General features: G+C 63.8%; 25 protein-coding genes and 1 tRNA gene. 9 read left to right on the top strand and 17 right to left on the bottom strand.

Annotation, left to right across the window (positions count from 1 at the left end; all coding sequences use genetic code 11):
* Positions 1–26: 26 nt before the first annotated feature.
* The 10 genes from AB4136_RS09940 to AB4136_RS09895 all read right to left on the bottom strand — a co-directional run bounded on the left by AB4136_RS09940 (position 27) and on the right by AB4136_RS09895 (position 8,341).
* Entirely contained in the window at positions 27–239 is a 213-nt protein-coding gene (locus tag AB4136_RS09940; protein ID WP_024923802.1) for a hypothetical protein, read from the bottom strand.
* 51 nt (positions 240–290) lie between these two features.
* Positions 291–677, bottom strand: a complete 387-nt coding sequence (gene sufA / locus AB4136_RS09935) for a Fe-S cluster assembly scaffold SufA (protein WP_024923803.1) — start codon at positions 675–677, stop codon at positions 291–293.
* A gap of 79 nt (positions 678–756) precedes the next feature.
* Complete coding sequence (locus AB4136_RS09930; RefSeq protein WP_024923804.1) at positions 757–1,068, bottom strand: type II toxin-antitoxin system RelE/ParE family toxin; 312 nt, start codon at positions 1,066–1,068, stop codon at positions 757–759.
* Entirely contained in the window at positions 1,068–1,319 is a 252-nt protein-coding gene (locus AB4136_RS09925) for a type II toxin-antitoxin system ParD family antitoxin (protein ID WP_024923805.1), read from the bottom strand. Before AB4136_RS09925 ends, AB4136_RS09930 begins: the two co-directional genes overlap by 1 nt.
* A 79-nt stretch (positions 1,320–1,398) precedes the next feature.
* Complete coding sequence (locus tag AB4136_RS09920) at positions 1,399–1,779, bottom strand: SUF system Fe-S cluster assembly protein (protein WP_137900420.1); 381 nt, start codon at positions 1,777–1,779, stop codon at positions 1,399–1,401.
* Between the two features lie 5 nt (positions 1,780–1,784).
* A complete protein-coding gene (locus AB4136_RS09915) occupies positions 1,785–3,020 on the bottom strand; it encodes a cysteine desulfurase (protein WP_441931159.1) in 1,236 nt (411 codons plus the stop codon).
* A 109-nt stretch (positions 3,021–3,129) separates the two neighbouring features.
* Entirely contained in the window at positions 3,130–4,398 is a 1,269-nt protein-coding gene (gene sufD / locus AB4136_RS09910; RefSeq protein ID WP_137900418.1) for a Fe-S cluster assembly protein SufD, read from the bottom strand.
* Positions 4,399–4,408: 10 nt separating this feature from the next.
* On the bottom strand, positions 4,409–5,164 hold the full coding sequence (gene sufC / locus AB4136_RS09905; RefSeq protein WP_024923809.1) for a Fe-S cluster assembly ATPase SufC: 756 nt from the start codon (positions 5,162–5,164) through the stop codon (positions 4,409–4,411).
* Positions 5,165–5,461: 297 nt separating this feature from the next.
* On the bottom strand, positions 5,462–7,003 hold the full coding sequence (gene sufB, locus AB4136_RS09900) for a Fe-S cluster assembly protein SufB (protein WP_024923810.1): 1,542 nt from the start codon (positions 7,001–7,003) through the stop codon (positions 5,462–5,464).
* 177 nt (positions 7,004–7,180) lie between these two features.
* Positions 7,181–8,341, bottom strand: coding sequence for a cysteine desulfurase family protein (locus AB4136_RS09895; protein ID WP_137900417.1), 1,161 nt, complete (start codon positions 8,339–8,341; stop codon positions 7,181–7,183).
* 238 nt (positions 8,342–8,579) lie between these two features.
* Between AB4136_RS09895 and AB4136_RS09890 the strand changes: the two genes are divergently transcribed.
* The 3 genes from AB4136_RS09890 (at position 8,580) to AB4136_RS09880 (ending at position 10,466) form a co-directional block, all read left to right on the top strand.
* Entirely contained in the window at positions 8,580–9,254 is a 675-nt protein-coding gene (locus AB4136_RS09890) for an alpha/beta hydrolase (RefSeq protein ID WP_024923812.1), read from the top strand.
* Positions 9,255–9,291: 37 nt separating this feature from the next.
* Positions 9,292–9,729 (top strand): acetyltransferase, encoded by a 438-nt coding sequence (locus AB4136_RS09885; protein ID WP_137900416.1) that lies wholly within the window; start codon positions 9,292–9,294, stop codon positions 9,727–9,729.
* A gap of 80 nt (positions 9,730–9,809) precedes the next feature.
* On the top strand, positions 9,810–10,466 hold the full coding sequence (locus AB4136_RS09880; RefSeq protein ID WP_137900415.1) for an FMN-binding negative transcriptional regulator: 657 nt from the start codon (positions 9,810–9,812) through the stop codon (positions 10,464–10,466).
* On the opposite strand, the gene AB4136_RS09875 is transcribed toward AB4136_RS09880, so the two are convergent.
* The 4 genes from AB4136_RS09875 to AB4136_RS09860 all read right to left on the bottom strand — a co-directional run bounded on the left by AB4136_RS09875 (position 10,463) and on the right by AB4136_RS09860 (position 14,147).
* Positions 10,463–11,281, bottom strand: a complete 819-nt coding sequence (locus AB4136_RS09875) for a phosphatase PAP2 family protein (protein ID WP_441931155.1) — start codon at positions 11,279–11,281, stop codon at positions 10,463–10,465. The two genes, AB4136_RS09880 and AB4136_RS09875, sit on opposite strands and share 4 nt — an antisense overlap.
* 98 nt (positions 11,282–11,379) lie before the next feature.
* Complete coding sequence (locus AB4136_RS09870; protein ID WP_137900414.1) at positions 11,380–13,026, bottom strand: ArnT family glycosyltransferase; 1,647 nt, start codon at positions 13,024–13,026, stop codon at positions 11,380–11,382.
* Between the two features lie 61 nt (positions 13,027–13,087).
* A complete protein-coding gene (locus tag AB4136_RS09865) occupies positions 13,088–13,420 on the bottom strand; it encodes a lipid-A-disaccharide synthase N-terminal domain-containing protein (RefSeq protein ID WP_024923817.1) in 333 nt (110 codons plus the stop codon).
* Positions 13,413–14,147, bottom strand: a complete 735-nt coding sequence (locus AB4136_RS09860) for a glycosyltransferase family 2 protein (protein ID WP_137900413.1) — start codon at positions 14,145–14,147, stop codon at positions 13,413–13,415. Before AB4136_RS09860 ends, AB4136_RS09865 begins: the two co-directional genes overlap by 8 nt.
* Before the next feature lie 290 nt (positions 14,148–14,437).
* Between AB4136_RS09860 and tyrS the strand changes: the two genes are divergently transcribed.
* Positions 14,438–15,688, top strand: a complete 1,251-nt coding sequence (gene tyrS, locus AB4136_RS09855; protein WP_024923819.1) for a tyrosine--tRNA ligase — start codon at positions 14,438–14,440, stop codon at positions 15,686–15,688.
* A gap of 55 nt (positions 15,689–15,743) precedes the next feature.
* Here tyrS and AB4136_RS09850 read toward each other — a convergent pair whose 3' ends face one another.
* A complete protein-coding gene (locus AB4136_RS09850) occupies positions 15,744–19,139 on the bottom strand; it encodes a YhdP family protein (RefSeq protein WP_024923820.1) in 3,396 nt (1,131 codons plus the stop codon).
* A gap of 199 nt (positions 19,140–19,338) precedes the next feature.
* Between AB4136_RS09850 and AB4136_RS09845 the strand changes: the two genes are divergently transcribed.
* The gene (locus AB4136_RS09845; protein ID WP_024923821.1) at positions 19,339–19,806 is read left to right on the top strand and encodes a peroxiredoxin; all 468 of its coding nucleotides are present in this window, start codon (positions 19,339–19,341) and stop codon (positions 19,804–19,806) included.
* 126 nt (positions 19,807–19,932) lie between these two features.
* Positions 19,933–21,243, top strand: coding sequence for a M23 family metallopeptidase (locus tag AB4136_RS09840; RefSeq protein ID WP_024923822.1), 1,311 nt, complete (start codon positions 19,933–19,935; stop codon positions 21,241–21,243).
* A gap of 43 nt (positions 21,244–21,286) precedes the next feature.
* Here the strand turns inward: AB4136_RS09840 and AB4136_RS09835 are convergent, their stop codons facing one another.
* Positions 21,287–21,928, bottom strand: a complete 642-nt coding sequence (locus AB4136_RS09835) for a LysE family translocator (protein ID WP_024923823.1) — start codon at positions 21,926–21,928, stop codon at positions 21,287–21,289.
* A 451-nt stretch (positions 21,929–22,379) separates the two neighbouring features.
* Here AB4136_RS09835 and AB4136_RS09830 point away from each other — a divergent pair, with 451 nt between their 5' ends.
* From AB4136_RS09830 to AB4136_RS09820, 3 genes are all read left to right on the top strand, one after another.
* Complete coding sequence (locus AB4136_RS09830; RefSeq protein ID WP_024923825.1) at positions 22,380–23,315, top strand: sugar ABC transporter substrate-binding protein; 936 nt, start codon at positions 22,380–22,382, stop codon at positions 23,313–23,315.
* A gap of 95 nt (positions 23,316–23,410) precedes the next feature.
* On the top strand, positions 23,411–24,949 hold the full coding sequence (locus AB4136_RS09825; RefSeq protein WP_024923826.1) for a sugar ABC transporter ATP-binding protein: 1,539 nt from the start codon (positions 23,411–23,413) through the stop codon (positions 24,947–24,949).
* A 30-nt stretch (positions 24,950–24,979) separates the two neighbouring features.
* Positions 24,980–26,023 (top strand): ABC transporter permease, encoded by a 1,044-nt coding sequence (locus AB4136_RS09820; RefSeq protein WP_024923827.1) that lies wholly within the window; start codon positions 24,980–24,982, stop codon positions 26,021–26,023.
* A gap of 139 nt (positions 26,024–26,162) precedes the next feature.
* Here the strand turns inward: AB4136_RS09820 and AB4136_RS09815 are convergent.
* Positions 26,163–26,238, bottom strand: a tRNA-Val gene (locus AB4136_RS09815).
* Positions 26,239–26,439 lie beyond the last annotated feature (201 nt).

The raw sequence follows: 26,439 nt of genomic DNA, 5'->3' as shown, positions 1-26,439 counted from the left end.
CCGTAAACGGGGAGAAGAAAGAGGCGCTAGTCCTCGCCGGCAAATTCCTTCAGTGCTTCACCCTTCAGGCGGAAGAAGACCTTGTCTTCCTCGCGCATAGCTCCGGTTTCGTCATAGAAAGCGAGCAGGCGAGAATTATTGCGATCGGCTGTCCAGTCGACCCGGCCGAGGCCGCGTGAAACGGCAAGCCGCACATGATCGGCGGCACTGGCCGGTCGGATCGAGATGGAAGCGCTCATGAAAAAGCGCAAGCCCAGCGATAGGCTTCCGCGCCCACCGCCGCAAAAACCTTACGCCGCGCTTTGGGCGCGGGCTTCGGCCAGCGCCTTGAGGTCGGCGGGCTTCAGCTCGACCGATTCGCCGCAGCCACAAGCGGAAGACTGGTTCGGATTGCGGAAGGTTAAGCCGGTGCGCAGCGTCGTCTGCTCGAAATCCATCTCGGTGCCGAACAGGAACAGTGCCGCCTCCGGCGCGACATAGACGTGGGCGCCGTCGCGTTCGATATGGTCGTCCTTGGGATTGGGCTCGGTCACCAGGTCGACCGTATATTCCATGCCGGCGCAGCCGCCCTTCTTGATGCCGAGGCGGATGCCATGCGCATTCTCGCGCGTGGCCATGATCTCGCGCACGCGCTCAGCGGCCTTGTCGGTCATCGAAATGACGGCGAAGCGTCCCATGTCACTCTCCACTTTCGCGCGGGTTCAAGGCCCGCGGATACCCCATAGATGGTCGATGAAGCGCCGATTGGCAAGTCGGTCAGCTTTCTTCGTCGTGAAAGTAGCCATCTATATCCCTATGACCTTCCAGAACTGTCACCACTTCGACGATATCGTCTCGATAGCGGAAGAAAATGACGTAGCCCTTCAATACGATGCTGCGTAGACCGGTCCGAAGTTCGGACCTGTCGCGCCCAAGCGTGCCAGGGAGAGATGCAAGGCGGCCGCATTTCTGCGTTATCTGCTTAACGAAGTTCTCCGCAAGCGGGCGGCTGCCCGTGCTCATTGCAATATAGAATGCGATGTCAGCCAGATTCTCGAGCGCCTCGCTGGTGAAGCGCAGTCTGCTCATCAGCGCGACGCTTCGCCGAGATTCAACCGGTCGAGCCGGGCCTTGACCGCGGCTTCGACCTCTTCGGCGCTATGGCTGCCGCCGCGATCGATGGCAGCCTTGATCGTCTGTCGAAGGGACGCCAGTTTGGCCTCCCGTTCCTCCACGAGGCGAAGACCTTCGCGCACAACCTCGCTCGCGGAGCCGTAACGGCCTTCCTCGACCGCCGTCGCGACAAAGTTTTCCCAGCGCTCGCCAAGAGAAACGTTCATGACTTGGCTCCTTGCGTCAGTGCATCATAGCACATGTCAAAAATGGCGCAATTTTTGTTATTAGAGGCAGGCGTCTGGCCTAATACCAGCCGACCGCGACCTGCGCCTCTTCCGACATGCGGTCGGGCGTCCATGGCGGGTCGAACACCATCTTGACCTCGACGCCGGAAACGCCTTCGACGGCGCCGACGGCGTTCTCGACCCAGCCCGGCATCTCGCCGGCCACCGGGCAGCCAGGTGCTGTCAGCGTCATGTCGATCTTGACCGCGCGATCGTCCTCGATGTCGATCTTGTAGATGAGGCCGAGCTCATAGATGTCGGCCGGAATTTCCGGATCGTAGACGGTCTTCAGCGCCGAGACGATGTCGTCGGTGATGCGCGCCAGTTCGTCGGCGGGAATGGCCGACGCGGCAGCGGCCGGCTGCTCAGTCTCTTTTTCAGTGATGGCGGCGTCCTGCATGGTGTTTACCCGAAGAATTTCCGTGCTTTTTCAAGTGCCTCGACCAGCACGTCAACCTCGGCACGCGTGTTGTACATGCCGAAGGATGCCCTGCATGTGGAGGTGACGCCGAAGCGTTTCAACAGCGGCTGGGCACAATGGGTGCCCGCGCGTACTGCCACGCCCTGCCTGTCGATGACCATCGACACGTCATGGGCGTGGATGCCCTTGAGTTCGAAGGAGATGATGGCGCCCTTGTCAGGCGCATCGCCGAAGATGCGCAGCGAGTTGATCGAGCGCAGCCGCTCATGCGCGTAGGCCTTCAGATCGGCCTCGTGCGCGGCGATGCGCTCGCGCCCGACCTTTTCCATATATTCGAGCGCCGCACCCAGCCCGATCGCCTGCACGATCGGCGGCGTGCCGGCCTCGAAGCGATGCGGCGGATCGTTGTAGGTGACGATGTCCTCCGTCACCTCCTCGATCATCTCGCCGCCACCCATGAAGGGGCGCATGGCTTGCAGCCGTTCCTTCTTGCCGTAGAGCACGCCGATGCCGGAGGGCCCGTAGACCTTGTGGCCGGTGAAGACGAAGAAATCGCAATCCAGATCAGCCACGTCGATCGGCATGTGCACGGCGCTCTGGCTGCCGTCGACCAGCACCGGAATGCCGCGCTGATGCGCGATGCGGCAGATTTCCTTGATCGGCGTCACCGTGCCCAGCGCGTTCGACATATGGGTGATGGCGACCAGCTTGGTGCGCGGGGTCAGGCTCTTTTCGAAATCCTCGATATGGAAGGCACCGAGATCATCGACCGGCACCCAGACGAGCTTCGCGCCCTGGCGCTCGCGGATGAAATGCCACGGCACGATGTTGGAATGGTGCTCCATGATGGAAAGCACGATCTCATCGCCCTCGCCGATGTTCGGCATGCCGAAGCCGTAAGCGACGGTGTTGATCGCCGCCGTGGTGTTCGAGGTGAAGACGATGTTGTCTGTACTTGGCGCGTTGAGGAAGCGCCGCACCGTTTCGCGTGCCTTTTCATAGGCATCGGTCGCGGCATTCGACAGGAAATGCAGGCCGCGATGCACATTGGCGTATTCGTTGCGGTAGGCATGGTCGATGGCGTCGATGACGGCCAAGGGCTTCTGCGCCGACGCGCCGTTGTCGAGATAGACCAGCGGCTTGCCGTAGACCTCGCGCGACAGAATCGGGAAGTCGCGGCGGATCGCCTCGACATCGTAGGGAGCCGTAGTGTTCAGCACGTGGTCCATTTCCTGCCCGTTCGAAGCGAACAGTGAGTAGTGGTCAGTCAGTAGTGTGAGTGCGGCTCTATGATTTCTGCCCTACTCACTACTCACTATTCGCTACTCACTACCCATGGGTTGCAAACCACTCGTCAAGCCTGCTTTCCAGCGCCTCGACGATTTGTTCGTCGTCCAGTTCCTCGATGACCTCGGCGACGAAGGCCTTGACCAGAAGGCCACGCGCCGTCTTCTCGTCGATGCCGCGCGCCATCAGGTAGAACAGGTGGCCGTGGTCGATCTCGGTGACGGTGGCGCCGTGGCCGCACTGCACGTCGTCGGCGAAGATTTCGAGCTCCGGCTTGGTCGAGAACTCGCCGTCGTCCGACAACAGAAGCGTGTTGCAGGCCATCTTGGCGTCGGTCTTCTGGGCGTATTGATGCACGTTGATGCGGCCCTGGAAGACGCCGCGCGCCTTGCCGGTGACGACGTTGCGGATCACTTCCGTCGAGGTGGTGTGCGGCACGGAGTGGTCGAGCACCATGGTGACGTCGGTGTGCGTGTCGCCGGCCAGGAGGTTGATGCCGCGCAATTGGAAGTCGGCGCCTTCGCCCTTGGTCGCCACGACGATTTCCTGGCGCACCAGCTTGCCGCCGGCGTTCATGATGAACAGGGTCAGCTTGGCGTCCTTGCCGATCCAGGCCTTGAACTGCGCAAGATGCGAAGCCGTCTCGGACTGCTCCTGCACGATCAGCCAGGTGACGTCCGCCCCGTCGTCCAGCGTCAACTGGCTGACGGACGAAGTGAGCGCGATGCCCTCGCCGGCCTGCCGCTCAAGGATGACCGCCTTGGCGCCCTTGCCGACGCGCGCGGCCAGGCGCACATGGCTCTGGCCGCCGGCCTGCAGGTTCTGCAGTTCGATCGGCTTTTCCAGTTCGACGCCATCGGCGACGTCGACCAGCACGCCGTCGGCAACGAAGGCAACGTTCAAGGCACCGATGGCGTCATCGCTGCCATAAAGATCGAGCGCCGGCGCGAAACTGCCGTCGGTCAGCTTGTCGGACAGGCGCGCGAAGGAAACACCTTCGACTGCTGGGAACTTGGCGGCGGACGCGCCGTTCAGCACCGAGACCACCGCCGAGCCTTCGACGACCGGCGCAAGCGCCTTGGCCTTGGCCGCCGGATCGAAGCCCGGCACCGCCGTCAGCAAGGTGCGCAGATTGGTGTAGTGCCAGCTTTCGATGCGCTTGGTGGGCAGGCCGCCCTTCAGCGCCTCGATGGCGTTGTCGCGGCGAACCATGACGTCGCCGTCGCCCGGCAGCAGCGACTGCCGCTCGCCGAAGGCCTCGATCAGCGCCATCTCGGCCTGGGTCAGCTGCGGTTGAGCATGTACATTCATAACAGCCCCCTCACGCGGCCTCGCCGATCACGCCGGCATAACCATTGGCTTCGAGGTCGAGCGCCAGCGACTTGTCGCCGGACTTGATGACCTGGCCCTTGTAGAGCACGTGCACGCTGTCCGGCACGATGTGCTCGAGCAGGCGCTGGTAGTGGGTGATGACGATGATGGCGCGGTCGGGCGAACGCAAAGCGTTGACGCCGTCGGAGACGATCTTCAGCGCGTCGATGTCGAGGCCGGAATCGGTCTCGTCGAGCACGCACAGCTTCGGCGCGAGCAGCTTCATCTGCAGGATCTCGGCGCGCTTCTTCTCGCCGCCGGAGAAACCGACATTGAGCGGGCGCTTCAGCATGGAGATGTCCATGCTGAGCGAGGCGGCGGCCTCCTTCACCAGCTTCAGGAATTCCGGAACCTTCAGCGGCTCCTCGCCGCGCGCCTTGCGCTGGGCGTTCATGGCCACTTTCAGGAATTCCATGGTCGCCACGCCCGGTATCTCCATCGGATACTGGAAGGCGAGGAAGATGCCGGCGGCGGCGCGTTCGGCCGGGTCCATCTCCAGGATGGATTCGCCGTTGTAGAGGATGTCGCCTTCGGTGACCTCGTAGTCCTCGCGACCGGCGAGGATGTAGGACAGCGTCGACTTGCCCGAGCCGTTCGGGCCCATGATGGCGGCGACTTCGCCCTTGTTCACCGTCAGGTTCAGCCCGCGGATGATCTCGGTGCCGTCATCGGCGATGCGGGCATGCAGGTTCTTGATCTCAAGCATCGTTCTTACCTTCAGAAATTCAATTTCTTCACCGCGCTCTATCGCGGTCAGTCACTCTTGAGAGCTCGGACACAAACCTGAAAAACGGTGGCATCACAAACAACCCAAGAAAAAATCCAACAGCACCAATTCCGGCTGCATAACCGCCTAGTGCCTTAAGTTCTGGCCAGCCGCCCATCGCACCAATCAATACCAGGACGGCCCCGCCAATTGCAGCGGTGAGAAACAAGCCCAAAACACCGATCATTGCCCACTGTATTACGTTGGCAATTCGAGGGAGTTTGGGGCTCGCACTCACTACCCCACGCTCCCCTCCAGGCTGATGCCGATGAGCTTCTGCGCCTCGACGGCGAACTCCATCGGCAGTTCCTGGATGACGTCCTTGACGAAGCCGTTGACGATGAGCGCGATGGCTTCCTCTTCGGGGATGCCGCGCTGCATGACGTAGAACTTCTGGTCCTCGGAAATCTTCGAGGTCGTCGCCTCGTGCTCGAACTTGGCGGTCGAGTTCTTGGCTTCCATGTAGGGCACGGTGTGGGCGCCGCACTGGTCGCCGATCAGCAAACTATCGCAGTTGGTGAAGTTGCGCGCGTTGGTGGCCTTACGGTGGGCCGAGACCTGGCCGCGATAGGTGTTCTGCGAGAAGCCCGCCGCGATGCCCTTGGAGATGATCCGGCTCTTGGTGTTCTTGCCGAGGTGGATCATCTTGGTGCCGCTATCGATCTGCTGATAGCCGTTCGACACCGCGATCGAATAGAAATTGCCCTGGCTCTCGTCGCCGCGCAGGATGCAGGACGGGTATTTCCAAGTGATGGCCGATCCGGTCTCGACTTGCGTCCACGAAATCTTCGAGCGGTGGCCGCGGCAGTCGCCACGCTTGGTGACGAAGTTGTAGATGCCACCCTTGCCTTCGGCGTCGCCCGGATACCAGTTCTGCACAGTCGAATATTTGATCTCTGCATCGTCGAGCGCAACCAGCTCGACCACGGCGGCGTGAAGCTGGTTCTCGTCGCGCTGGGGTGCGGTGCAGCCCTCGAGATAGGAGACGTAAGCCCCCTCCTCGGCGATGATCAGCGTACGCTCGAACTGGCCGGTGTTCTTCTCGTTGATGCGGAAATAGGTGGAAAGCTCCATCGGGCAGCGCACGCCCTTCGGCACGAAGACGAAGGAGCCGTCGGTGAACACGGCCGAATTCAACGTCGCGTAGAAATTGTCCGAGGTCGGCACGACCGAGCCCAGATATTTCTTCACCAGCTCCGGATGCTCGCGGATGGCTTCCGAGATCGAGCAGAAGATGACGCCGGCCTTGGCCAGCTCATCCTTGAAGGTGGTGACGACCGAAACGGAGTCAAACACGGCGTCGACCGCGACGCGGCCGGACTTGTAGACATTGTCGCTCGCTTCGCCGTCCAGCTCTTCACCATCCAGCCCGTCGACCGGTGCCTTTTCCTTCTGCACGCCGGCCAGAATCTCCTGCTCCCTCAACGGGATGCCGAGCTTTTCATAGACCTTGAGCAGTTCCGGATCGACCTCGTCCAGCGACTTCGGGCCGGACTGGTTCTTCGGTGCCGCGTAATAATGAAGGTCCTGGAAATCGATCTTCGGATATTCGACACGCGCCCAGGTCGGCTCTTCCAGCGTCAGCCAGCGGCGATACGCTTCCAGGCGCCATTCCAGCATCCATGCCGGCTCGTTCTTCTTGTCGGAGATGAAACGGATGATGTCTTCCGAAAGGCCCTTGGGTGCCTTGTCGGTCTCGATCTGGGTCTCGAATCCATACTTGTATTGGTCGACGTCGATCTTTCGGACTCGATCGATCGTCTCCTGCACGGCAGGCATAAGCGTTCTCCATCCATGCCGAGGTCAAGGCCCGGCCGTTTTCAAACTATGGCACCGCCGACCCAAAGGGCCGTGCTGGCGGCGTAAGTTCCATATAGTGCGCTCCAGCCAGGAAATCACCCGGCCAATGCGGAACACACGGCTCTACCAGGCCGAAGCCTGAACTTTTCGCCGCCTTCAGGCGGCTTTTTCGCGTCCGGTCCGGCGCGCGGCGATGCCGGCGAGCACGGAACGAAAGCGTTCGATATCCTCGGCCGTGGTCGACGCGCCGATCGAGACGCGCAGCGCGCCCTCGCTCTCGCCGCGGCCCATGGCCTTCAGCACGTGGCTGGCCCCGACCTTGCCGGACGAACAGGCGGACCCGGCCGAAAGTGCTACGCCCGCAAGATCGAAAGCGATCTGCGCCGTCTCTGCCTTGACGCCCGCAATAGCGAAGAATGTCGTGTTGGCAAGGCGCGGCGCGCGCTTTCCGAAGATTTCGACGTCCGGCACCAGTTCCTTCACGATCGCCTCGATGGCGTCGCGCCGCTGACCGACCGCATCGATGGTGGCGAGACCGGCAAGTGCTGATCGCGCGGCCGCGCCGAAACCAGCGATACCCGGCAGGTTTTCCGTGCCGCCGCGATGGCCCTTCTCCTGGCCGCCGCCGGCGACCAGCGGCTTCGGCATCATCAGGTCGGAGGCGGCGACGATGGCGCCTACGCCCTTCGGGCCGCCGATCTTGTGCGAGGAGAGAATCACATAGTCCGCATAAGGCACTGACATATCGAGCGGAATGCGCCCTGCGGCCTGCACCGCGTCGACCACCAGCACACCGCCGGCGGCTTTGACGATTGCCGCAATTTCGCCAACGGGCTGGATGACGCCGGTCTCGTTGTTGGCGCCATGGATCGCCACCAGCGGCAGGCCCTCGGCCTTGTCATGCACGGCCAGCGCCGCAGCCAGCGCGTTGAGATCGACGAGGCCGTCGGCGTCGACGGCGATGCGCGTGATATTTTCCGGCACGAAACGGCCGCCATTCAGCAGGCAGGGATGGTCCGCCTCCGACACATAAAGCCGCGCCATGCGCAGCGCGGCGCGGCCCATGCGCCAGTCGGGCGTCAGCAGCGTGGCGGCGGCTTCCGTCGCACCGGAAGTGAAAACGACATGTTCGGGCTTGGCGCTGACGAGAGCGGCGACGTCGCGCCGCGCATCCTCGACCAGGCGCCGCGCGGCACGACCCTCGGCGTGCACCGAAGACGGGTTGGCGGCATCCAGCGCCGCGACCATAGCCTCACGCGCCGCGGCAAGCAGCGGCGCGCTGGCATTGTGGTCGAGATAGGCGCGATCGGCAGCCATTTTTGCCCGATTGTTTCCCTTCAAAACCCGCCCGTTGGGGCGAAAGCGTTATTTCCTTGAAATTCCAAGGCCAGCCGTCCTATTACCCGGCTTGCGGCGGCGATGGCAGGGTCTTACATCCCTGTCATCCAGTTTTGAACAGTTCTAAACTAGCTTCTAGGTAGACGCTCGCTCAGCGTCAAGGCCAGAGTGAGGATTGTTCGGACGACGCCAGTAGTGCGTATTTCAGGAGTCATCTATGCCAGAGGTCATTTTCACCGGTCCGGCCGGCCGCCTTGAGGGTCGCTATCAGCCTTCGAAGGAAAAGAGCGCGCCGATTGCCATCATTCTGCACCCGCACCCGCAGTTCGGCGGCACGATGAACAACAAGATCGTCTACGACCTCTTTTACATGTTCCAGAAGCGCAACTTCACCACGCTGCGCTTCAACTTCCGCGGCATCGGCCGCAGCCAGGGCGAATTCGACCACGGCACGGGCGAGCTTTCCGACGCCGCCGCGGCACTCGACTGGGTGCAGTCGCTGCATCCCGATTCCAAAAACTGCTGGGTGGCCGGCTATTCCTTCGGCTCGTGGATCGGCATGCAATTGTTGATGCGCCGTCCGGAAATCGAGGGTTTCATCTCGGTGGCGCCGCAGCCCAACACCTATGATTTCTCATTCCTGGCGCCCTGCCCGTCGTCCGGGCTGATCATCCATGGCGACGCCGACAAGGTGGCGCCGGCCAAGGACGTGCAGGGACTGGTGGACAAGCTGCATACGCAGAAGGGCATCACCATCACCCAGAAGACGCTGCCTGGCGCCAACCACTTCTTCTCCAACGACGCCGAACTGCTGATCGAGGAATGCGCCGACTATCTCGACCGGCGCCTCGCCGGCGAACTGGCCGACCCGCGCCCGAAACGACTGCGCTAGGTTTTTCCCCCAGCCAGTCCCGGCAACGAGACTGACCATGAACATCAGACGCTATACCGAGCGCGACACTGCGCGCCTGGTCGACATCTGGCTCGCCGCGGTGCGGGCCACGCACCACTTCCTGACCGAGGACGACATCCAGTTCTTCCTGCCGCGGCTGCGCGACCTGCACATTGCGGCGCTGGAGGTGCATGTCGCCGAAGACGACAACGGCCGCGTGCTGGGGTTTGCCGGACTGGACGGCGCCAATCTGGAAATGCTGTTCATCGATCCCGAACAGCATGGACGCGGCGTCGGCCGGTTGCTGGTCGACCACGCCGTGGCGCTGAAGGGCCCGCTCAACGTCGACGTCAACGAACAGAACCCCGGCGCGCTGGCCTTCTACCTGAAATGCGGCTTCGTCCAGGTCGGGCGCTCCGAACTCGATGGTTCAGGAAAACCCTTTCCATTGCTCCACCTGCGCCAAATCGCTTGATACCGTGGCATGGCCGCCGGCAAGTCCATTGCCGGCCGCCTGCATCGGCGTCAAAATAAGGCACCTCACGAGGTGTCGCCATGTACCAGCCGCCGCATTTCATCGAAACCCGCACCGAGGTGCTTCACGCGCTGATGCGCGCGCATCCGCTCGGGCTGCTCGTCTCCAACGGTCCGGACGGGCCGGCGGCCGATCTCATCCCCTTCCTGCTCGACGCGGAAGTCGGCGCCAATGGCAGGCTGCGCGCCCATATGGCCAGGGCCAACCCGCACTGGCGGCTGATCGCCGACAATCCGCAAGCGAAGGTGCTGGTCGTCTTCCAGGGCAGCGACGCCTATGTCACGCCGTCCTGGTACGAGACCAAGCGCGAGACCGGCAAGGTGGTGCCGACCTGGAACTACGCCATCGTCCAGGTGGGCGGCGCGGCGCGCATCATCGAGGACGGTGCCTGGGTGGCCACGCAGATCGGCGACCTGACGAGACAGCAGGAGAATGGGCGGCAGGAGGCCTGGGCGGTCACCGACGCCCCACCGGCATTCATCCAGGCGCAGATCAAGGGCATTGTCGGGCTGGAGATCGACATCCAGACCATCCACGGCAAGTGGAAGGTGAGCCAGAACCGTCCGGTCGCCGACCGCGCCGGCGTGGCCGACGGCCTCGATCGCGAGACGGACCCGGAGCAATCGGGGGATATGGCAAGCCTGGTGCGGCGCTACGGCGGCGTGGAACAGGGCTAGGCTAGCGCTGCATTCCGGCGCGATCCCCATACCGTCCGCTTGAGCACCGGCAGCCCCGCCGGCATGGTGCGGAACAGAAAGCCCAGCCGCGCGAAAACCAGACCTGTCGCCACGGCGAGGCCGAAACCCATGCCGAAACCGACGATGGTGTCGCTCGGATAATGCGCGCCGACGACGACGCGCGTGGCGGTGATCGCCATGCACAGAGCCAGAACCGGATATTTGGCGCGCGGGAACAAAAGCACCAGAACGCCGGCCACCGAGCCCATGGTGGTGGCGTGGCCGGACGGGAAGGAGGCGTAGACGGCGTTGACCGTGCCCGGATGGAACGAAAACGCCCCTTCCTGGGCAAACAATTTCGGGCGGGCGCGGCCAAAGACTATCTTCAGCACGATGTTCAGCAGGCCCGGCAGGCCGACGCCGACGAGCACGAACATGGCGATGCAGGTGCGGTTATAGACCGCCATCAGCTTCTCGCGGCGCAGGCTTGTCCAGTCGATCTGGTTGGCGACCAGCAGCCAGCCCGCCGCCGGCCACAGATACCATTGCCCGAGGCCGATCTGGGTGAGGATTTCGCCCGAGGCGCCGAAGATCTCGTGCCAGTTCCGCACTGAAGCCTGATCGAGGAAAGCGGCGGCGAAGGCAGCGAGAAGCGCTATGCCCCCCGCCCACAGCCACCAGGAAATGTGGCCGTACAGCGCCGGCCGCACGCGGAAGCGACGGCCGATGATGGCGAAGGTAAAGCTGGAATTATGGCGGCTGCGCGCCACCATCCGCGGCAACAGCGACCGGTGCGGATCGCCAGCGTCATTCATGATCGAGGCCCTTTGCCCGGCCCCGCTGAGCGGCGAAGCCACAATGTGTGAAGCGTGACGCTATCATGACCGATCATCAAGGCCTGGCGGACGGACGATCAAGGTTTGGCGACGCGATAGAGCGCCAGGGCCAGTTTGTCGCCGGACGAATAGTTGGTTCCGTCGATCTCGGCGATCCGCGCCGCCGTCTTGCCTGACGTGGCCAGCGCCGCCTGCAAGGCGGCATCGTCCTGGACCGTCACGAGAGCCAGCGCGCAGGCGGGATCGGCTGCGAGATGGGCCGCGGCACCTGCCGTGTCGGTGAGCAAAGTCTTCGTGCCGGCCATGAAGACGAGGCTGGGCTCGTGATAGGCCGATGAAGCCAGCACCGAGGTCGGGCATGGTCGGCTCTGGTTGATCGCGGCAACGATGCGCGGCGTCAGCCAGATCGGCGTCAGCGCCGGCACGATCAGGCCGATCAGCACGGCATAGGTGGCGCCAGCCGCGACGGCGGCCGCGCCGATGCGCTTCAGCGGCATCTGCTGGTTACGCGGGAAAGCGAGATAGCCAGCGGCAAGGGCGAAGGCGGCGGCTGGCACGCTCCAGGGATTGAACGTGCCGGTGAGGTAAAGCGGCGCGCCGACGGCAACTGCCGCCAACCCCAGCGTGACGACGACCAGGCCGAAGGCGGTCGCCCAATACATCCAGGTCTGCCAGCGTTTCAGCGGCTCCGCACTCTGCTGCGGCGTCAGCGTCAGCAGCCAGCCGACCAGCAGCGCCAGGCCCGGATAGGCCGGCAGCACGTAATGCGGCAGCTTGGTCGGCACCAGTTCCAGCAGGAGCCAGTATGGCAGATACCAGGCCAGGCAGAAGGCCAGGCGCGGGTCGCCGCGCGTATGGTTGAGCGCCCTCAGCCCGGCCGCCACCGCCAGCAGGCCGAATGGCCACATGAACAGCGAATAGGTCAGCGAATAATAGCCCGGCGGCATGCCGTGCGATTCCTGGCCCTCGGCGACCTTGCCGACGAGATCCTTGCCGACGGCCTCCTGCCAGAAGGCGCCGCCGCTTTTCCAGGTGATGGCGGCGAGCCAGGGCAGCACGATCAGCGCCAGCAGCAAAAGGCCACGTCCAGCCTTCAGCCTCGCCAGCCAGCGCCAGTCGCGCTGGAAGGCGATGAGGGTGAGGATGGTGACGATGGACAGAAGCGGGGTGATCGGCCCCTTGATCAGGATGCCGATGCCTTGTGCTGCCCAGAACAGCCAGGGCAGATAGTCGGGCGAAGCTTCATTGCGGCGGGAAGCGACGTAAATCTGCGCCAGCGCGCCCTGCGCGACCACGCAACAGGCAAGCAGCACCGCGTCGGTCTTGGCGATGCGCCCCTCGAAGGCGGTGGCGAAGATGGCGGCGACGACGAAGCCGGCGGCAAGGCCGGCATTGGGGCCGAACAGATTGGCGCCGGTCCAGGCGATCGCCACCACCGCCACCGCGATGCCCAGCGCCGAGATCAGGCGATAGACCCAGATCGGCGCGGCGGCGCCGTCGCCGCTCAGCGCCAGGGCCGCCGACTGCAGCCAGTAGATGCCGACCGGTTTCTTGTAGCGGGACGCATCCTGGAAGCGGATGTCGACATAGTCGCCGCTCTCGGCCATCTGCTTGGTGGCCTGGACGAAGCGCGCCTCGTCGCGGTCGACCACCGGCAGGCTGGCCAGGCCCGACGCCGAAAGCACCAGGCTGAACAGGAACAGGAAGAGATATCTGCGAGTCATCTCCACGCGTCCGGCCCCCTTCCCCTCGATGCGATCCGCCGAAGACGCGCTGGCCATCCGGTCAGTCGACCTTGCTCATCGCCGCCTTGCGCTCATTGGCAATCAGCCAAAGATTGCGGACGTAGATGAACAAGCCGAGCCCCTGGCCGGCGATGAAGACCGGGTCGCGACGCTGGATGGCGTAGACCAGGAGCAGCCCGCCGCCGCCGAGCGAGAAGAACCAGAAGGCGATCGGCACCACGGAACGCTTGGCGCGTTCGGAAGCCACCCATTGCACGACGAAGCGCATGGTGAAGAAGAACTGGGCGATGAAGCCCAGAAGCACCCAGCCGTCGAATTGCTGAACGAAGACCTCGTGCAGCCATGTAACCAAGCCCTGCAACACGCTATCCATGGGTCACTTCCCTTGCCTTTGGCATTCGCCGACGCCGGCGCCGCAGCCACCATACCCCGACGAGATCGGCCGTCCCCTGCAGGCCGCGGTCGAAGATGCCGTAATTGGATTTGCCGTGACGGCGCGAGCGGTCGACGACGTCACAATGAACCACGCCATAGCCTTCCTGGATGATCAGCGCCGGGACGAAGCGGTGGGTACCGTCGAAGAACGGAATCTTGCGGAATACCTCGGTGCGCACGGCCTTCAGCCCGCAGCCCGTGTCGCGGGTCTCGTCATGCAGGATGGCGTTGCGCAGCCAGTTGGCGAAGCGCGAGGCGAGCTGCTTGGCCTTGCTGTCGCGCCGCTTCAGGCGCTGGCCCTGTGCCGCGGCCACATCGGGGCCGGCATTGCGCAAGGCGTCGACCAGGACCGGGATGTATTGAGGATCGTTCTGGCCGTCACCGTCGATGGTGGCGACGATGTCGCCACGCGCGGCCCAAATGCCGGAACGCACGGCAAGGCTCTGCCCGGACGATTTTTCATGGCGGATGTGACGGACGGGAAAAGGCTGCGTCGATGCCTGGGCTGCGAGCACGGCAGCCGTGTCGTCGGTGGAACCGTCATCGACGATGATGATCTCGAAATCGCGCCCGCTCATCGCGCTAGCGATCTCGTCGATCAGGAGAGGAAGATTGGCCGCCTCGTTGCGGCCAGGAATGACAATGGAGATCAATGCATCCGCCATGGCTATCAAACTGATCTGAAACGGCAATCTGTTCGAAACTGAAGCAACGCGTGTCGATCCGAAGCAAGCTCTGGAACGGCGGCGCGCCCAAACAGGCGCGCGCTTCCATACGCTGGCACCGCCATCGAAGCAAGCAGAGCCCCTCAATTCAAGAATTCGTGATGTAGGGCACACCGGGAAATCGGCAAGCGTACCGCGATCCTTGTGATTGCGCCTGTTGAGATGCTAAACGCGCGCATTCGCCTATGCCATGGCCGGTCGCGGCCGTCGATCTTTCGGAAAGCACGAAAATGCCCGCCTTCAAGTCCGATTTCCTGCGCGTCCTCGATGAACGCGGCTTCATCCACCAGATATCCGACCCGGAAGGGCTGGACGCACTGGCGTTGAAAGGTCCGATCACCGGCTATGTCGGCTATGACGCCACCGCGACGTCGATCCATATCGGCAATCTGATCTCCGTCACCATGCTGTACTGGCTGCAGGAGACCGGCCACAAGGCGATCAGCCTGATGGGCGGCGGCACCTCCATGGTGGGAGACCCCTCGTTCCGCGACGACCAGCGCAAGCTGCTCACCATCGAGCAGATCGAGACCAACATCGAGAGCATCAAGAAGGTCTATGGCAACATCCTGCGCTATGACGGCTCTAACCCGGCCATCATGGTCAACAATGCCGACTGGCTCCTGAAGCTCAACTATGTCGAGTTCCTGCGCGATGTCGGCCGGCATTTCTCGGTCAACCGCATGCTCACCTTCGACAGCGTCAAATTGAGGCTCGATCGCGAGCAGTCGCTGTCGTTCCTCGAGTTCAACTACATGATCATGCAGGGCTACGACTTCGTCGAGCTCAACAAGCGCTACGGCACGGTGCTGCAGATGGGCGGTTCCGACCAGTGGGGCAACATCATCAACGGCGTCGACCTCAGCCACCGCATGGGCGGCGCCCAGCTTTATGCGCTGACGACGCCGCTGCTCACCAAATCGTCCGGCGAGAAGATGGGCAAGTCGGCGTCCGGCGCCGTCTGGCTCAATGGCGATCTCTTCAGCCCCTATGATTTCTGGCAATATTTCCGCAACACCGAGGACGCCGATGTCGGCAAGTTCCTGAAAATCTTCACCCGGCTGCCGCTAGCCGAAATCGCCAAGCTGGAAGCACTCGGCGGCGCCGAGCTCAACGAGGCGAAGAAGATCCTGGCGACCGAAGTGACCGCCATCGTGCACGGCCGCGCGGCGGCCGACGAAGCTGCCGAGACGGCGCGCAAGACCTTCGAGGAAGGCGCGCTCTCCGACAATCTGCCCTCGATCGATATCGCGCGAGCGGAGCTTGAAGCCGGCATTGGTCTTCTGGCACTGGTGGTGCGGGCCGGCCTCGCCGCCTCCAATGGCGAGGCGCGCCGCCACGTCCAGGGTGGTGCCGTGCGCGTCAACGACCAGCCGGTCAGCGACGAGCGGCGGGCGATCACGCTTCAGGATCTGAGTCCGGAAAACGTCGTAAAGCTTTCGCTCGGCAAGAAAAAACACATCCTGGTCAAGCCGGTCTGATCGCGGCACCCGGAACCGGCGACGGTTCCGGAGCCCGGTTGCCCGCAGGCTCCGCTTACCGGAATTCGAATATCGAGCGGAAGATGCCGGGTGCGATCACCGACAGGGGATTGATCTGCAGGTCCGGCTTGTTGGCGTTGCCCTTGAGGCGGTAGGTGACGCCGATCAGCCCACCGTCGCGACCATTGCCCAACAGCGCGCCTACCAGCGGCAGTTCGCCGAAGATGCGGTTCAGCCCATAGGCCGGCATGAAGGTGCCGGTCATGTCCATATTGTTGTTCTGGTCGTAGAGCGTGCCCTGGAAGGTGGTGCCGATCAGCGGACCGCGCAGCACGCCGTTCGACACTTTCAGATAGCCATTGCCCTTGTCGATCTCGGCATAACCGCGCTCGAACTCCGCACGGGAGGTATCGATGTCGGCCTTCACCGCATCGTTGAGCGAACGCTTGTCGCCTGTGGGCTTGGTCGAGACGATCGACGCCAGTTTCGGCTCGTTGACGATCACGAAATTGCGGGTGTCGACCGTGCCGCGCATCGGCCCGTCCGACGCGCCGGCAAGTGCCACCGTGATCGCGCCGCCCTGCATGTGCTTGTAGATATCGAGGAACCGCAGCACCGCGCCGGCATCGGTCGACTTCATGTTCAGCGTGTGCCGGCCATTGGCCGTGTCGTTGGAAACATCGATCAGCGCACCGGACTTCGACTGCGCCTTGACGCTCAGCCCGTTCAGCTTCGAACCCGAGCTGCTGTAGTCGAGGCTGAAATTCGACACCGTCTCGTCGTTGAAGCCGGTCAGTGCCTTGACGTCGGCGGAGAGCGAAATGGAATCGCCGCTACCCGGCTTGGTCGCGCTGTCGGTGTCGGCGGTGAATTGCTTGATCAGCGGGCGGGCGTCCAGCGCATCGCCATCCACCTTGACGGTATAACCTTTGCCGGATCGTTTGACCGAGACCGCGACATCGTCGCCGCGGTTCAACTGGACATGGCTGAGGTCGGCCGACACCAGGCTGCCGTCGGACAATTCGACCGCCCCGGCGGCGGAAAAGGTCTTGCCATCCAGCTTGAAGCCGGAAAGTTTCGTGGATGCGCCGGATTTCTTCATGGTGAAGGAAGCGGTCGCCGGCACCCCCTGCCCCTTGCTCCAGCCCGCCCATGGCAGGTTCAGCTTGGCATTGGTCAGGTCGGCGACAACCTGCTGGTTGTCGTTGTCGCTCTTGTCGAGGGCGATCTTCATCGAACCGGAAAGCAAGGCGGACAGGCCTGGCATCATGGTCTGGCGGATCTTGTCGTCGACTGTCAACGACACCTGGCGCGCGCGTGCCGGCCCGTCCGGCTCGAGCGGCTCGACCAGGGAGATGTCTGCGGGGATGCCGTTGAGCTGCGCCTTGGCCGTCACCGTGGCGCTCTTCGGGTCCACGACGATGCTGCCATTGGCGGCGGTGACCATCTGGTCGTCAACCGGCTTGGAGATGGCCAGGTTCTGATAGTCCAGCGAGACCAGCCAGCCGAGCTTGGAGGTGTCGATGCCGAGCTGCAACGGGATGTCGGCCCTGACATTGCCGGTGACAGTACCCGAAAGCTCTTCCGGCTTCAGGCCGACATGGCGCATGGCGTTGATCGGCTCGTAGGAGGCGAGTTCAGCAACCGCATCGGCATCGCCGACGACATCGATGTTCAGCGCGCCGATCACCGGCGGCAGATTGGCGTTCTTGACGGTGAGCGTGCCGTTGCTGGCCGAGACGACGCGACCGCTGGGCATATAGACGGTGCCGGACGACAACGCGATGTCGACATCGTTGCCGTGGAATTCGACGATGCCGTTGGCGTCGCGGATGGGCGGAATCTGGCCCGCCGTATCGAAACGCGAGCCTTCGAGCTGGAAGCGACCGAACACCTCGTTGCGGTCGAGCGGAATGCCGTTGCCGGCACGACCCGGCGCGACCTGATATTGCAGGCTCGCCTCGACGACCCTGCCGCCGAACAGGTTCTGCAACACCCATTCGCGGGCGCCATGCGCGGAGAACCACGGCCACAGCTGCTTCACATGCGAGACCGGCATGTCGTGCACGTTGAGCGCGAGCGAGACGCCGGGCGCCTTGCCTTCCACGAAAGTGAGGGCGGCGTTGCCCAGCACCTCGCCGGCGGCGCCGGAGCGCACCGCGATGGTCGGCACCACAAGCTTGCGGCTGACCGTCTGGTAATCGCCGGCAATGCGGGCAGCGATGCTCAGCGCCTGTTCGGAGGAATCGGCCGGCGCCAGCACCGATTTGTCGCTGACCAGATCGAACCGGTAGGACGGGTCTTCACCGGCAACGCCCTCGCGCGGCTTGGGACCGAGCGAGCCCTCGATGCCGATATCCGAGCGGCCGACCTGGAGGTCGAGCTTGTCGATGGCGAGCTTGTTGGCGCCCCGCAGCAGCGTGGCCTGCAATTTGGCGTCGAGCGGCAGCATGCCGCGCGCGCCGAGGTCGAGCACCGCGCCGGCCAGCGTGCCGGAAATGGCGAGCCTTGGCTGCGCGTCGCCCTGGCCCTCCGATCCTTCCAGATGCAACGTCAATGCGCCCACCCTGCCGGCGACCGGCGTCGCCTGCGGTTCGGCGCCGATCGGCTCGACCGCGATGTCGGCGGTCAGCGAGGTGACCTTGCGTGCCGCGGGATCGCGCGCCGCCAAGGCGTCGACGCTGAGCTTGCGGCCATCGATATCGAGCCTGGAGGAGAAGGTGAAGCCGCCGGGCCCCGACTGCGCCACATTGGCCTCGGCGATGGTCAGCAGGCGCAGGTCGCCAGTCTTCGACAGCACGATCTCGACATTGTCGAGGTCGATCTCGCGGACCGATTCCAGCCTTATGGCGTCCAGCGACTGGTGGACCGCCCCGAACACCGTATCGGTGATCTTGTCGGGGTCGACGAGGCCGTCGGCGTTGCGCAGCGAACCGGCCCAATCGCCGCCGCCTTGCGAGGGAAGCGCGTCGACAAACAGGCGCGCCTGCGAAACCCTGGCGCTGGTCAATTGGACCTTGCCCGTGAGAAGCGGGAAAAGCCGCACGCCGAAACGCATCAAGCCGGCTTCCATCATCGGCTTGCCGTTGCCGGTCTGCATGGTGACGTCACGAACCTGCAGGGCGAGGAAACTCGACTTGTCGAGCGTGATCGAGGCCGGGCCGACGGCCACATCGACATCGACGCCGGCCATGCCTTCGATCGCCTGTTCGGCGGCTATACGCAGCCGTTCCGAGCCGACGCCGGAGGCGCCGATCGCGTAGATGCCGGCGACAAGGACCAAAAAGAACGCGCCGATGCCGAAGGCGACACGGATCAGGAGCCGCGCGCCGCGACCGATCTTCGCCTGCCCCAGAGGCGGGGTCGGGCTGGCAGACGGCAAGGAGTGGAGATCGGCGATCTCCTCGCGCCTGAACCTGATCTTTTCGTGCCGTGGCAGCTCGTGATCCACGCAGTCTCCGTCTTCAGCCCTCTTTCGCGGACGAATCCCCGGCCGACACTATAGCGACCCGATGCCGGGCGCGAACGCCAAAAGCGGATTCCCGCTTTGCGTTCGTGCGCGCGCCAATTTATTGAGGTTCTCGCACGGTCCCGGCCTGGGCTGCTTCGGGACCGTGAGCCGGCGCATAGGTTCAAACAAAGGCAGGGTTATGGCCGATCTCGACATGGGCGATCTGGCGCCCGATTTCACGCTGCCGCGCGACGGCGGCGGCTCGTTCAAACTGTCGGACTTCATCGGCAAGCCGGTGGTTATCTACTTCTATCCGGAAGACGATACGCCGAGCTGCACCAACGAGGCGATCAGCTTCTCGCAACTCAGGCCCGAATTCGAAAAGACCGGCGCCGTCGTCATCGGGCTTTCACCGGACAGCGTGAAAAAACACGACAAGTTCAAGGCAAAGCACGGGCTCGCCGTCGACCTCGCCTCCGACGAGGAGCGCAAGGTAATCGAGGCCTATAGTCTTTGGGTCGAAAAGAAGATGTACGGCCGCACCTATATGGGCGTCGAGCGCGCCACCTTCCTGATCGGCCGCGACGGCCGCATCGCGCGCATCTGGCGCAAGGTGCGCGTCAAGGGCCATGCCGAGGCGGTGCTGGAGGCCGTCCGCGCCCTTTAACACCCGGACCGCGCCGGTAGAGACGCCTCCAGGAAATGGAGGCCGGAGGCTCGCCGCGCAAGGCTTTGTTAACCCTAACAATGTCTTATGGGCATTGTCGGGTGTTGCAAACGAAAGCCTGGTTCGGTGAACGCAAACGGTCAGTCGGCAGTCTTCGGCAGGCGCAAGGAGCCGCATACCGTCATCATCGCCCGTGGTGACGAAATCCGGCATTTCACGGTGCGTCCGTGGCTCATCGCCTGCTTCGGCTCGGCCATCGCCGCCGTCATCATCGGCTACCTTCTGGCCACTTCCTATCTCGTCTTCCGCGACGATCTGATCGGTGCCACCACAGCGCGCCAGGCACGCATGCAGCAGGCCTATGAGGACAGAATTTCCGCGTTGCGCGCGCAGGTCGACCGCATCACCAGCCGGCAATTGCTCGACCAGCAGTTGATGGAAACCAAGGTCGGCGAACTCCTGCAGCGCCAGACGCAGCTCAGCCAGCGCCACGGCCGGCTGGGACCGATCCTGGAGCGCGCAGAGGCGATCGAACCGGCCGCCGTGGAAACGCAGGCGCCCGCCCCCGCCGTCACACCCGGCGACCGCAGCAAGCCCGAGGATCACGCAGCCCTGATCGATGGCAAGGCAGCGCCGCAGCTTGCGATGCTGACCAGCTTCAGCGGCGCCGACGCCCAGCCGTTCTCACGCTGGTCGACCCGAGCCGACCTGCCGCCCGACGCCTCGTCGGCCGATCGTGCCGACAAGCTGTTCGTGGCCATCAACCAGTCGCTGCGGGCGATCGAGAGCGAACAACTTCAGCGCGTCACGAAGCTTGCCGACACCACCTACGAGAATGCCGACGCCATCAAGGAAGCACTGCAGGCCGCCGGCCTGCCGGTGGACAAGGATTTCGGCAAGAACGAAAGCGATGTCGGCGGCCCGCTGGTGCCGATCGACAGCGCCTTGCTGTTCGACACCAAGGTCAAGGAACTGGACGAGGCGCTGGACGAGCTCGACCGCCTGCGCAAGGAAGCGCGCCGCCTGCCGCTGGCCAATCCAGCGCCCGGCCGGGCGGTGACGAGCCCGTTCGGCGTGCGCGCCGACCCGCTGCTTGGCACGGCGGCACTGCATTCAGGCATGGATTTCCGCATTCCACTCGGTTCGGCTGCCCGCGTCACGGCGCCCGGCGTGGTGACCAAGGCCGGCTGGAATGGCGGCTATGGGCGCATGGTCGAGGTCGACCACGGCCAGGGCTACACGACACGTTACGCGCATCTCGGCCGCATCTCGGTGGCGGTCGGCCAAACGCTGAAGGCCGGCGACGTGATCGGCCAGACCGGCAGCAGCGGCCGCTCGACCGGCCCGCATCTGCACTACGAAGTGCGCCACGACGGCGAAGCCATCGACCCGCTGCGGTTCCTGCGCGTCGGCAAGAAGGTCGAGAAGTACCTCTAGACCCTTTTCATGAGGCGCCGCCGACGCGGCGCGCCTGCGAAATTCAGAGCTTGCGCAGCCCGATGCCATCGATGATGAGGCGAAGCCCGAGCAGGCCCATCGCCGTGCCGGCCAACCGGTCCACCCACAGCTTGCCGCGCGAATAGGCCGCCCGGGGATAATCCGCCGAGAAGACCAGCGCGACAACCGCGTACCAGCCGGCCTCGACAACAAAGACCAGCGGCGGCAGCAGCAGAAGAAGCCATGCCGGCGGCGCGGCAGGCAGCATCGCCGCGAAGATGCTGGCATAGACGACCGCAGTCTTCGGATTGCTGAGCTGGGTCAGGGTGGCGAACAGGACCGAGCGCCAAAGCGAACGGTTTTCGACCGGAACGGTGCCAATTGACGGCAAGGGTTCGGCGGCGCCACGCCAGATGCGAAGCCCCAGCCAGACCAGATAGCAGCCGCCGGCGAGTTTCAGCGCGAGATAAAGCCAGGCGACCTGGTTGAGCAGTGCGGCAAGGCCAAGCAGCGCCAAGCTGGCGAAAACCGTGCCGCCCGCCCCCATGCCGATCGCCGTCGCCAAGCCATGCATGCGGGATTGGGCGATCGAAATGCGGGTGACAAACAGAAAACTCGGGCCGGGGCTGATCGCGCCGATCAGTACGGCGGTAACGATGGCTAGCAGGGCTGCGAGCGGCGACATGGCAATCACCTCCTGGCGTTGAGATCGCTTGGGCAAGCGGCGGTCGATACCCGTGCTTGCCGATGGTTCCCCGCCGTCGTTCGCCAGTCGCGCGGGAGCGGAAGTTAGCCAAGGCGCCTGCGCCGGACAAGGGCGTCGAACGGCAACTGCCTGTGCCAGTCCGCGCCCCTGATTTCGTACCCGCCAACCCATCCCCTCGTCGGGTCCGACAGAGACCCCACCCCAAATTGCATCTTGACGAGCGCGCGACAAAATGGAATGAATATTTCACAAGAAGCCATCAATGGCTCAATCATTCCGAAATTAACACTCGGGAGGCCAGCCTCCCCATCGTTTACCTGTCAGTCCGCAAGTGAACGGTGCGGACGGCGGCGCATGCAGTTCCCCTTTCCGGGGCAGTTATCCGGATCATTCAGGTGCCACCGGACACCAATCGTGGAGGAGAAGAGACATGAAGACTTTTATTCTGGGTGCGGCATTCGCCGCGCTGATGACCGGCTCGGCATTCGCCGGTGACATCGGCGTCTCGATGGCCAATTCGGACACCTTCCTGACCGTCCTGCGCAAGGGCATCGAGAAGGCGGCGGCCGACGCCAAGCAGCCGGTGCAGGTCGAAATCGCCGACGACGACGTCAACAAGCAGCTCAGCCAGGTGCAGAACTTCATCGCGGCCAAGGTCGACGCCGTCATCGTCAATCCGGTCGACACCTCGGCCACCGCGCCGATGACCAAGCTCGCCCACGACGCCGGCATCCCGATCGTCTATGTCAACCGCCAGCCGATCGACACCGACAAGCTGGGCGACAAGGCCGCGTTCGTCGGTTCGAACGAAGTCGATTCCGGCACGCTGGAGACCAAGGAAATCTGCCGCCAGCTGAAGGAAGCCGGCAAGAAGGAGGCCGGCATCCTGGTCATGCAGGGCGACCTCGCCAACCAGGCGGCCGTCATGCGCACCAAGGACGTGCATGATGTGATCGCGACGCCGGATTGTTCCTTCATCAAGGTCATCGACGAGCAGACCGCCGGCTGGGATCCGGTCAAGGCGCAGGACCTGATGACCAACTGGATCGCCGCCGGCCACAAGCCGGACGCCGTCATCTCCAACAACGACAACATGGCCATCGGCGCCATCAACGCCATGAAGGCGGCGGGCTGGAACATGAAAGACGTGATCGTGGGCGGCGTCGACGCCACCCAGGAAGCGCTTGCCTATATGAAGGCCGGCGACCTCGACGTCACCGTCTTCCAGAACGCGGCTGCCCAGGGCAGCGGCGCCGTCGGCACGGCCATGAAGCTTGCCAAGGGCGAGAAGGTGCAGTCGCCGGTCTGGGTGCCGTTCGAGCTGGTGACCCCGACCAACATGGACAAGTACGCCGCCAAGAACTGACGGCAGGCAACAGGGATGCGCCGCCGGAGGAGCGGCGGCGCATCTTTTCCATCGACGGACAAGTGCCTGAACCTGATCCGGGAGGACTGATCGGTATGCAGAGCCATGCAACGGCGGCAGCCGCGCACGACAGCAGCGCTGCGCCCGCAAGCGGCTATCTTCTCGAGGTCGAGAATGTGCGCAAGGAATTCCCCGGCGTGCTGGCACTCGACAATGTACAGTTCCGCCTGCGCCCGGGCAGCGTCCACGCCCTGATGGGCGAGAACGGCGCCGGAAAGTCGACGCTGATGAAGATCATCGCCGGCATCTACACGCCCGATTCCGGCACCTTCAAATTCCACGGCCGCGACATCCGGCTGAAAGGCCCGCTGGACGCGCTGGAGAACGGCATCGCCATGATCCATCAGGAACTGAACCTGATGGCGCCGATGACGGTGGCCGAAAACATCTGGATCCGCCGCGAACCGACCAACCGTTTCGGCTTCGTCGACCATGGCCAGATGCGCCGCAAGACGATGGAACTGTTCCGGCGGCTCAACATCGACATCGGCCCTGACGTCAGGGTCGGCTCGCTCAGCGTCGCCAACCGGCAGATGGTCGAGATCGCCAAGGCGGTTTCCTACGAATCCGACGTGCTGATCATGGACGAGCCGACCTCCGCGCTCACCGAGCGCGAGGTGGATCACCTGTTCAAGATCATCCGCAGCCTGCGCGAGCAGGGCAAAGGCATCATCTACATCACCCACAAGATGAACGAGCTGTTCGAAATCGCCGACGAGTTCTCGGTGTTCCGCGACGGCAAATACATCGCGACCAAATTTTCCACCGAGGTGACGCGCGACGACATCATCCGCATGATGGTCGGCCGCGAGATCACCCAGATGTTTCCCAAGGAGACGGTGCCGATCGGCGACGTCGTGCTGTCGGCGAAGGGGCTGGCGCTGAAGGGCGTGTTCGCCGACGTCTCCTTCGAGGTGCGTGCCGGCGAGATTCTCGGCATCGCCGGCCTGGTCGGTTCGGGGCGCTCCAACATCGCCGAGACCATTTTTGGCGTGACGCCCGCCGATGCCGGCACCATCGAATTGTTCGGCAAGACGGTGCGCGTCGACAGCCCGGCGACCGCCATGCGCCACGGCATGGCCTTCCTGACCGAGGACCGCAAGGATACCGGCTGTTTCCTTCTGCTCGACATCCAGGAAAACACCCAGATCGCGGTGTTGCAGTCGGGCTATGTCAAGGGCGGCTTCGTGCGCCAGAAACAGCTCTCCAAGGCTTCGGTCGAGGTCAGCAACGCGCTGCGCGTCAAGACGCCCGATATGGCGGAGCCGATCAACAACCTCTCCGGCGGCAACCAGCAGAAGGTGCTGATCGGCCGCTGGCTGCTGACCAAGCCGAAGATCCTCATCCTCGACGAGCCGACGCGCGGCATCGATGTCGGCGCCAAGGCCGAGATTCACCGCCTGATCTCGAAGCTCGCCGGCGAAGGCGTCGCCGTCATCATGATCTCGTCGGAGATGCCCGAGGTGCTCGGCATGAGCGACCGCATCATGGTGGTGCACGAGGGCCGGGTCACCGGCTTCCTCGACAGGGAAGAAGCCAACCAAGTCAAGATCATGGAGCTGGCGTCGCATTGAGCGCGCCGCCCGTTTGGGGTGGAGACGAACATGACTACGAATGACGTTGCAGGGCCTGCGAGCATCATAGGATCGAAGAAGCGCCTGCCGCCCGAGGTTTCCATTCTTGCCGTCCTGATCGGCATCGCGCTGGTGTTCGAGATCCTTGGCTGGATCCTGGTCGGCGACAGCTTCCTGATGAACAAGCAGCGCCTGTCGATCATCATCCTGCAGGTGTCGGTCATCGGCATCATCTCGGTGGGCGTGACGCAAGTCATCATCACCGGTGGCGTCGACCTGTCGTCGGGATCGGTCGTCGGCCTGGTCGCCATGGTGGCCGCCAGCCTGGCGCAGACGGCCGCCAATCCGCGTGCCGTCTACCCTTCCCTCACCGACATCTCGCCGATCTTCGCCATCCTGGCCGGCCTCGGCGTCGGCCTGTTGGCGGGCTGGATCAACGGCTTCATCATCGCCAAGACCAAGATACCGCCCTTCATCGCCACGCTCGGCATGATGGTGTCGGCGCGTGGCATCGCCAAATGGTACACGATGGGCCAGCCGGTGGCGCTCCTCAGCGACAAATTCACCTGGTTCGGCAAGAGCTTCGAGGTGTTCGGCTTCCCGCTGCCGCTGCCGGTCATCATCTTCCTTTTGGTGGCGCTGATCTTCCACATCGCGCTCGGCTACACGCGCTACGGCAAGTTCACCTACGCCATTGGCGCCAACCAGCAGGCAGCGCGGGTGTCCGGCATCAACATCGGCAACCACCTGGTCAAGGTCTATGCCATCGCCGGCCTGCTTTCCGGTCTCGCCGGCGTGGTGACGGCGGCGCGCGCCGCCTCCGGCCAGCCCAATATGGGCGTCGCCTATGAACTCGACGCCATCGCGGCGGCGGTCATCGGCGGCACCTCGCTGTCGGGCGGCGTCGGGCGCATCTCCGGCACGGTGATCGGCACCATCATCCTGGGCGTGCTGACCTCCGGCTTCACCTTCCTCAAGGTCGGCGCCTACTACCAGGAGATCATCAAGGGCATCATCATCGTTGCCGCCGTCGTCATCGACCAGCAACGCCAGAACCGGCGCAAAAAAGCCTGAGCCGCTCCTCCCGAGCCAACTGCCAGCCGTGCCGGCCTCCGGCGCGGCTTTTTCATGGCCACGGGCAAGTGCGAGCGCGCCGAGCATGGTTGGCGCGCAACTCAACGATGGCTAGACCGGATCGGCTTGATGAAGGAACTGGTGGGCGATGACGGGCTCGAACCGCCGACATCTTCGGTGTAAACGAAGCGCTCTACCAACTGAGCTAATCGCCCGCTCCGGGGCGGACCTTTAAGCAGTTAGCGTGCGCTGCGCAAGGCCAAATGACGGCGTGGATGAGACGCCCCACCCGTCCTTCCGCGGCTTTTCGGCATGCTGTCAAAAAACCTTCGCATGAACTGCAATTAGCCACGGCGCGCCGCTTGACACCTGCCGGTGAACCCCGTATCCAGCCGCCAACGACGAACGCGGCCAGC

It is taken from the genome of Mesorhizobium sp. 2RAF21 (assembly GCF_052115345.1).
In the GTDB taxonomy this organism is placed as follows: Bacteria; Pseudomonadota; Alphaproteobacteria; order Rhizobiales; family Rhizobiaceae; genus Mesorhizobium; species Mesorhizobium terrae.
Note: the sequence above shows the minus strand (reverse complement) of the source record. Positions and strands in the feature narration are given on the sequence as shown.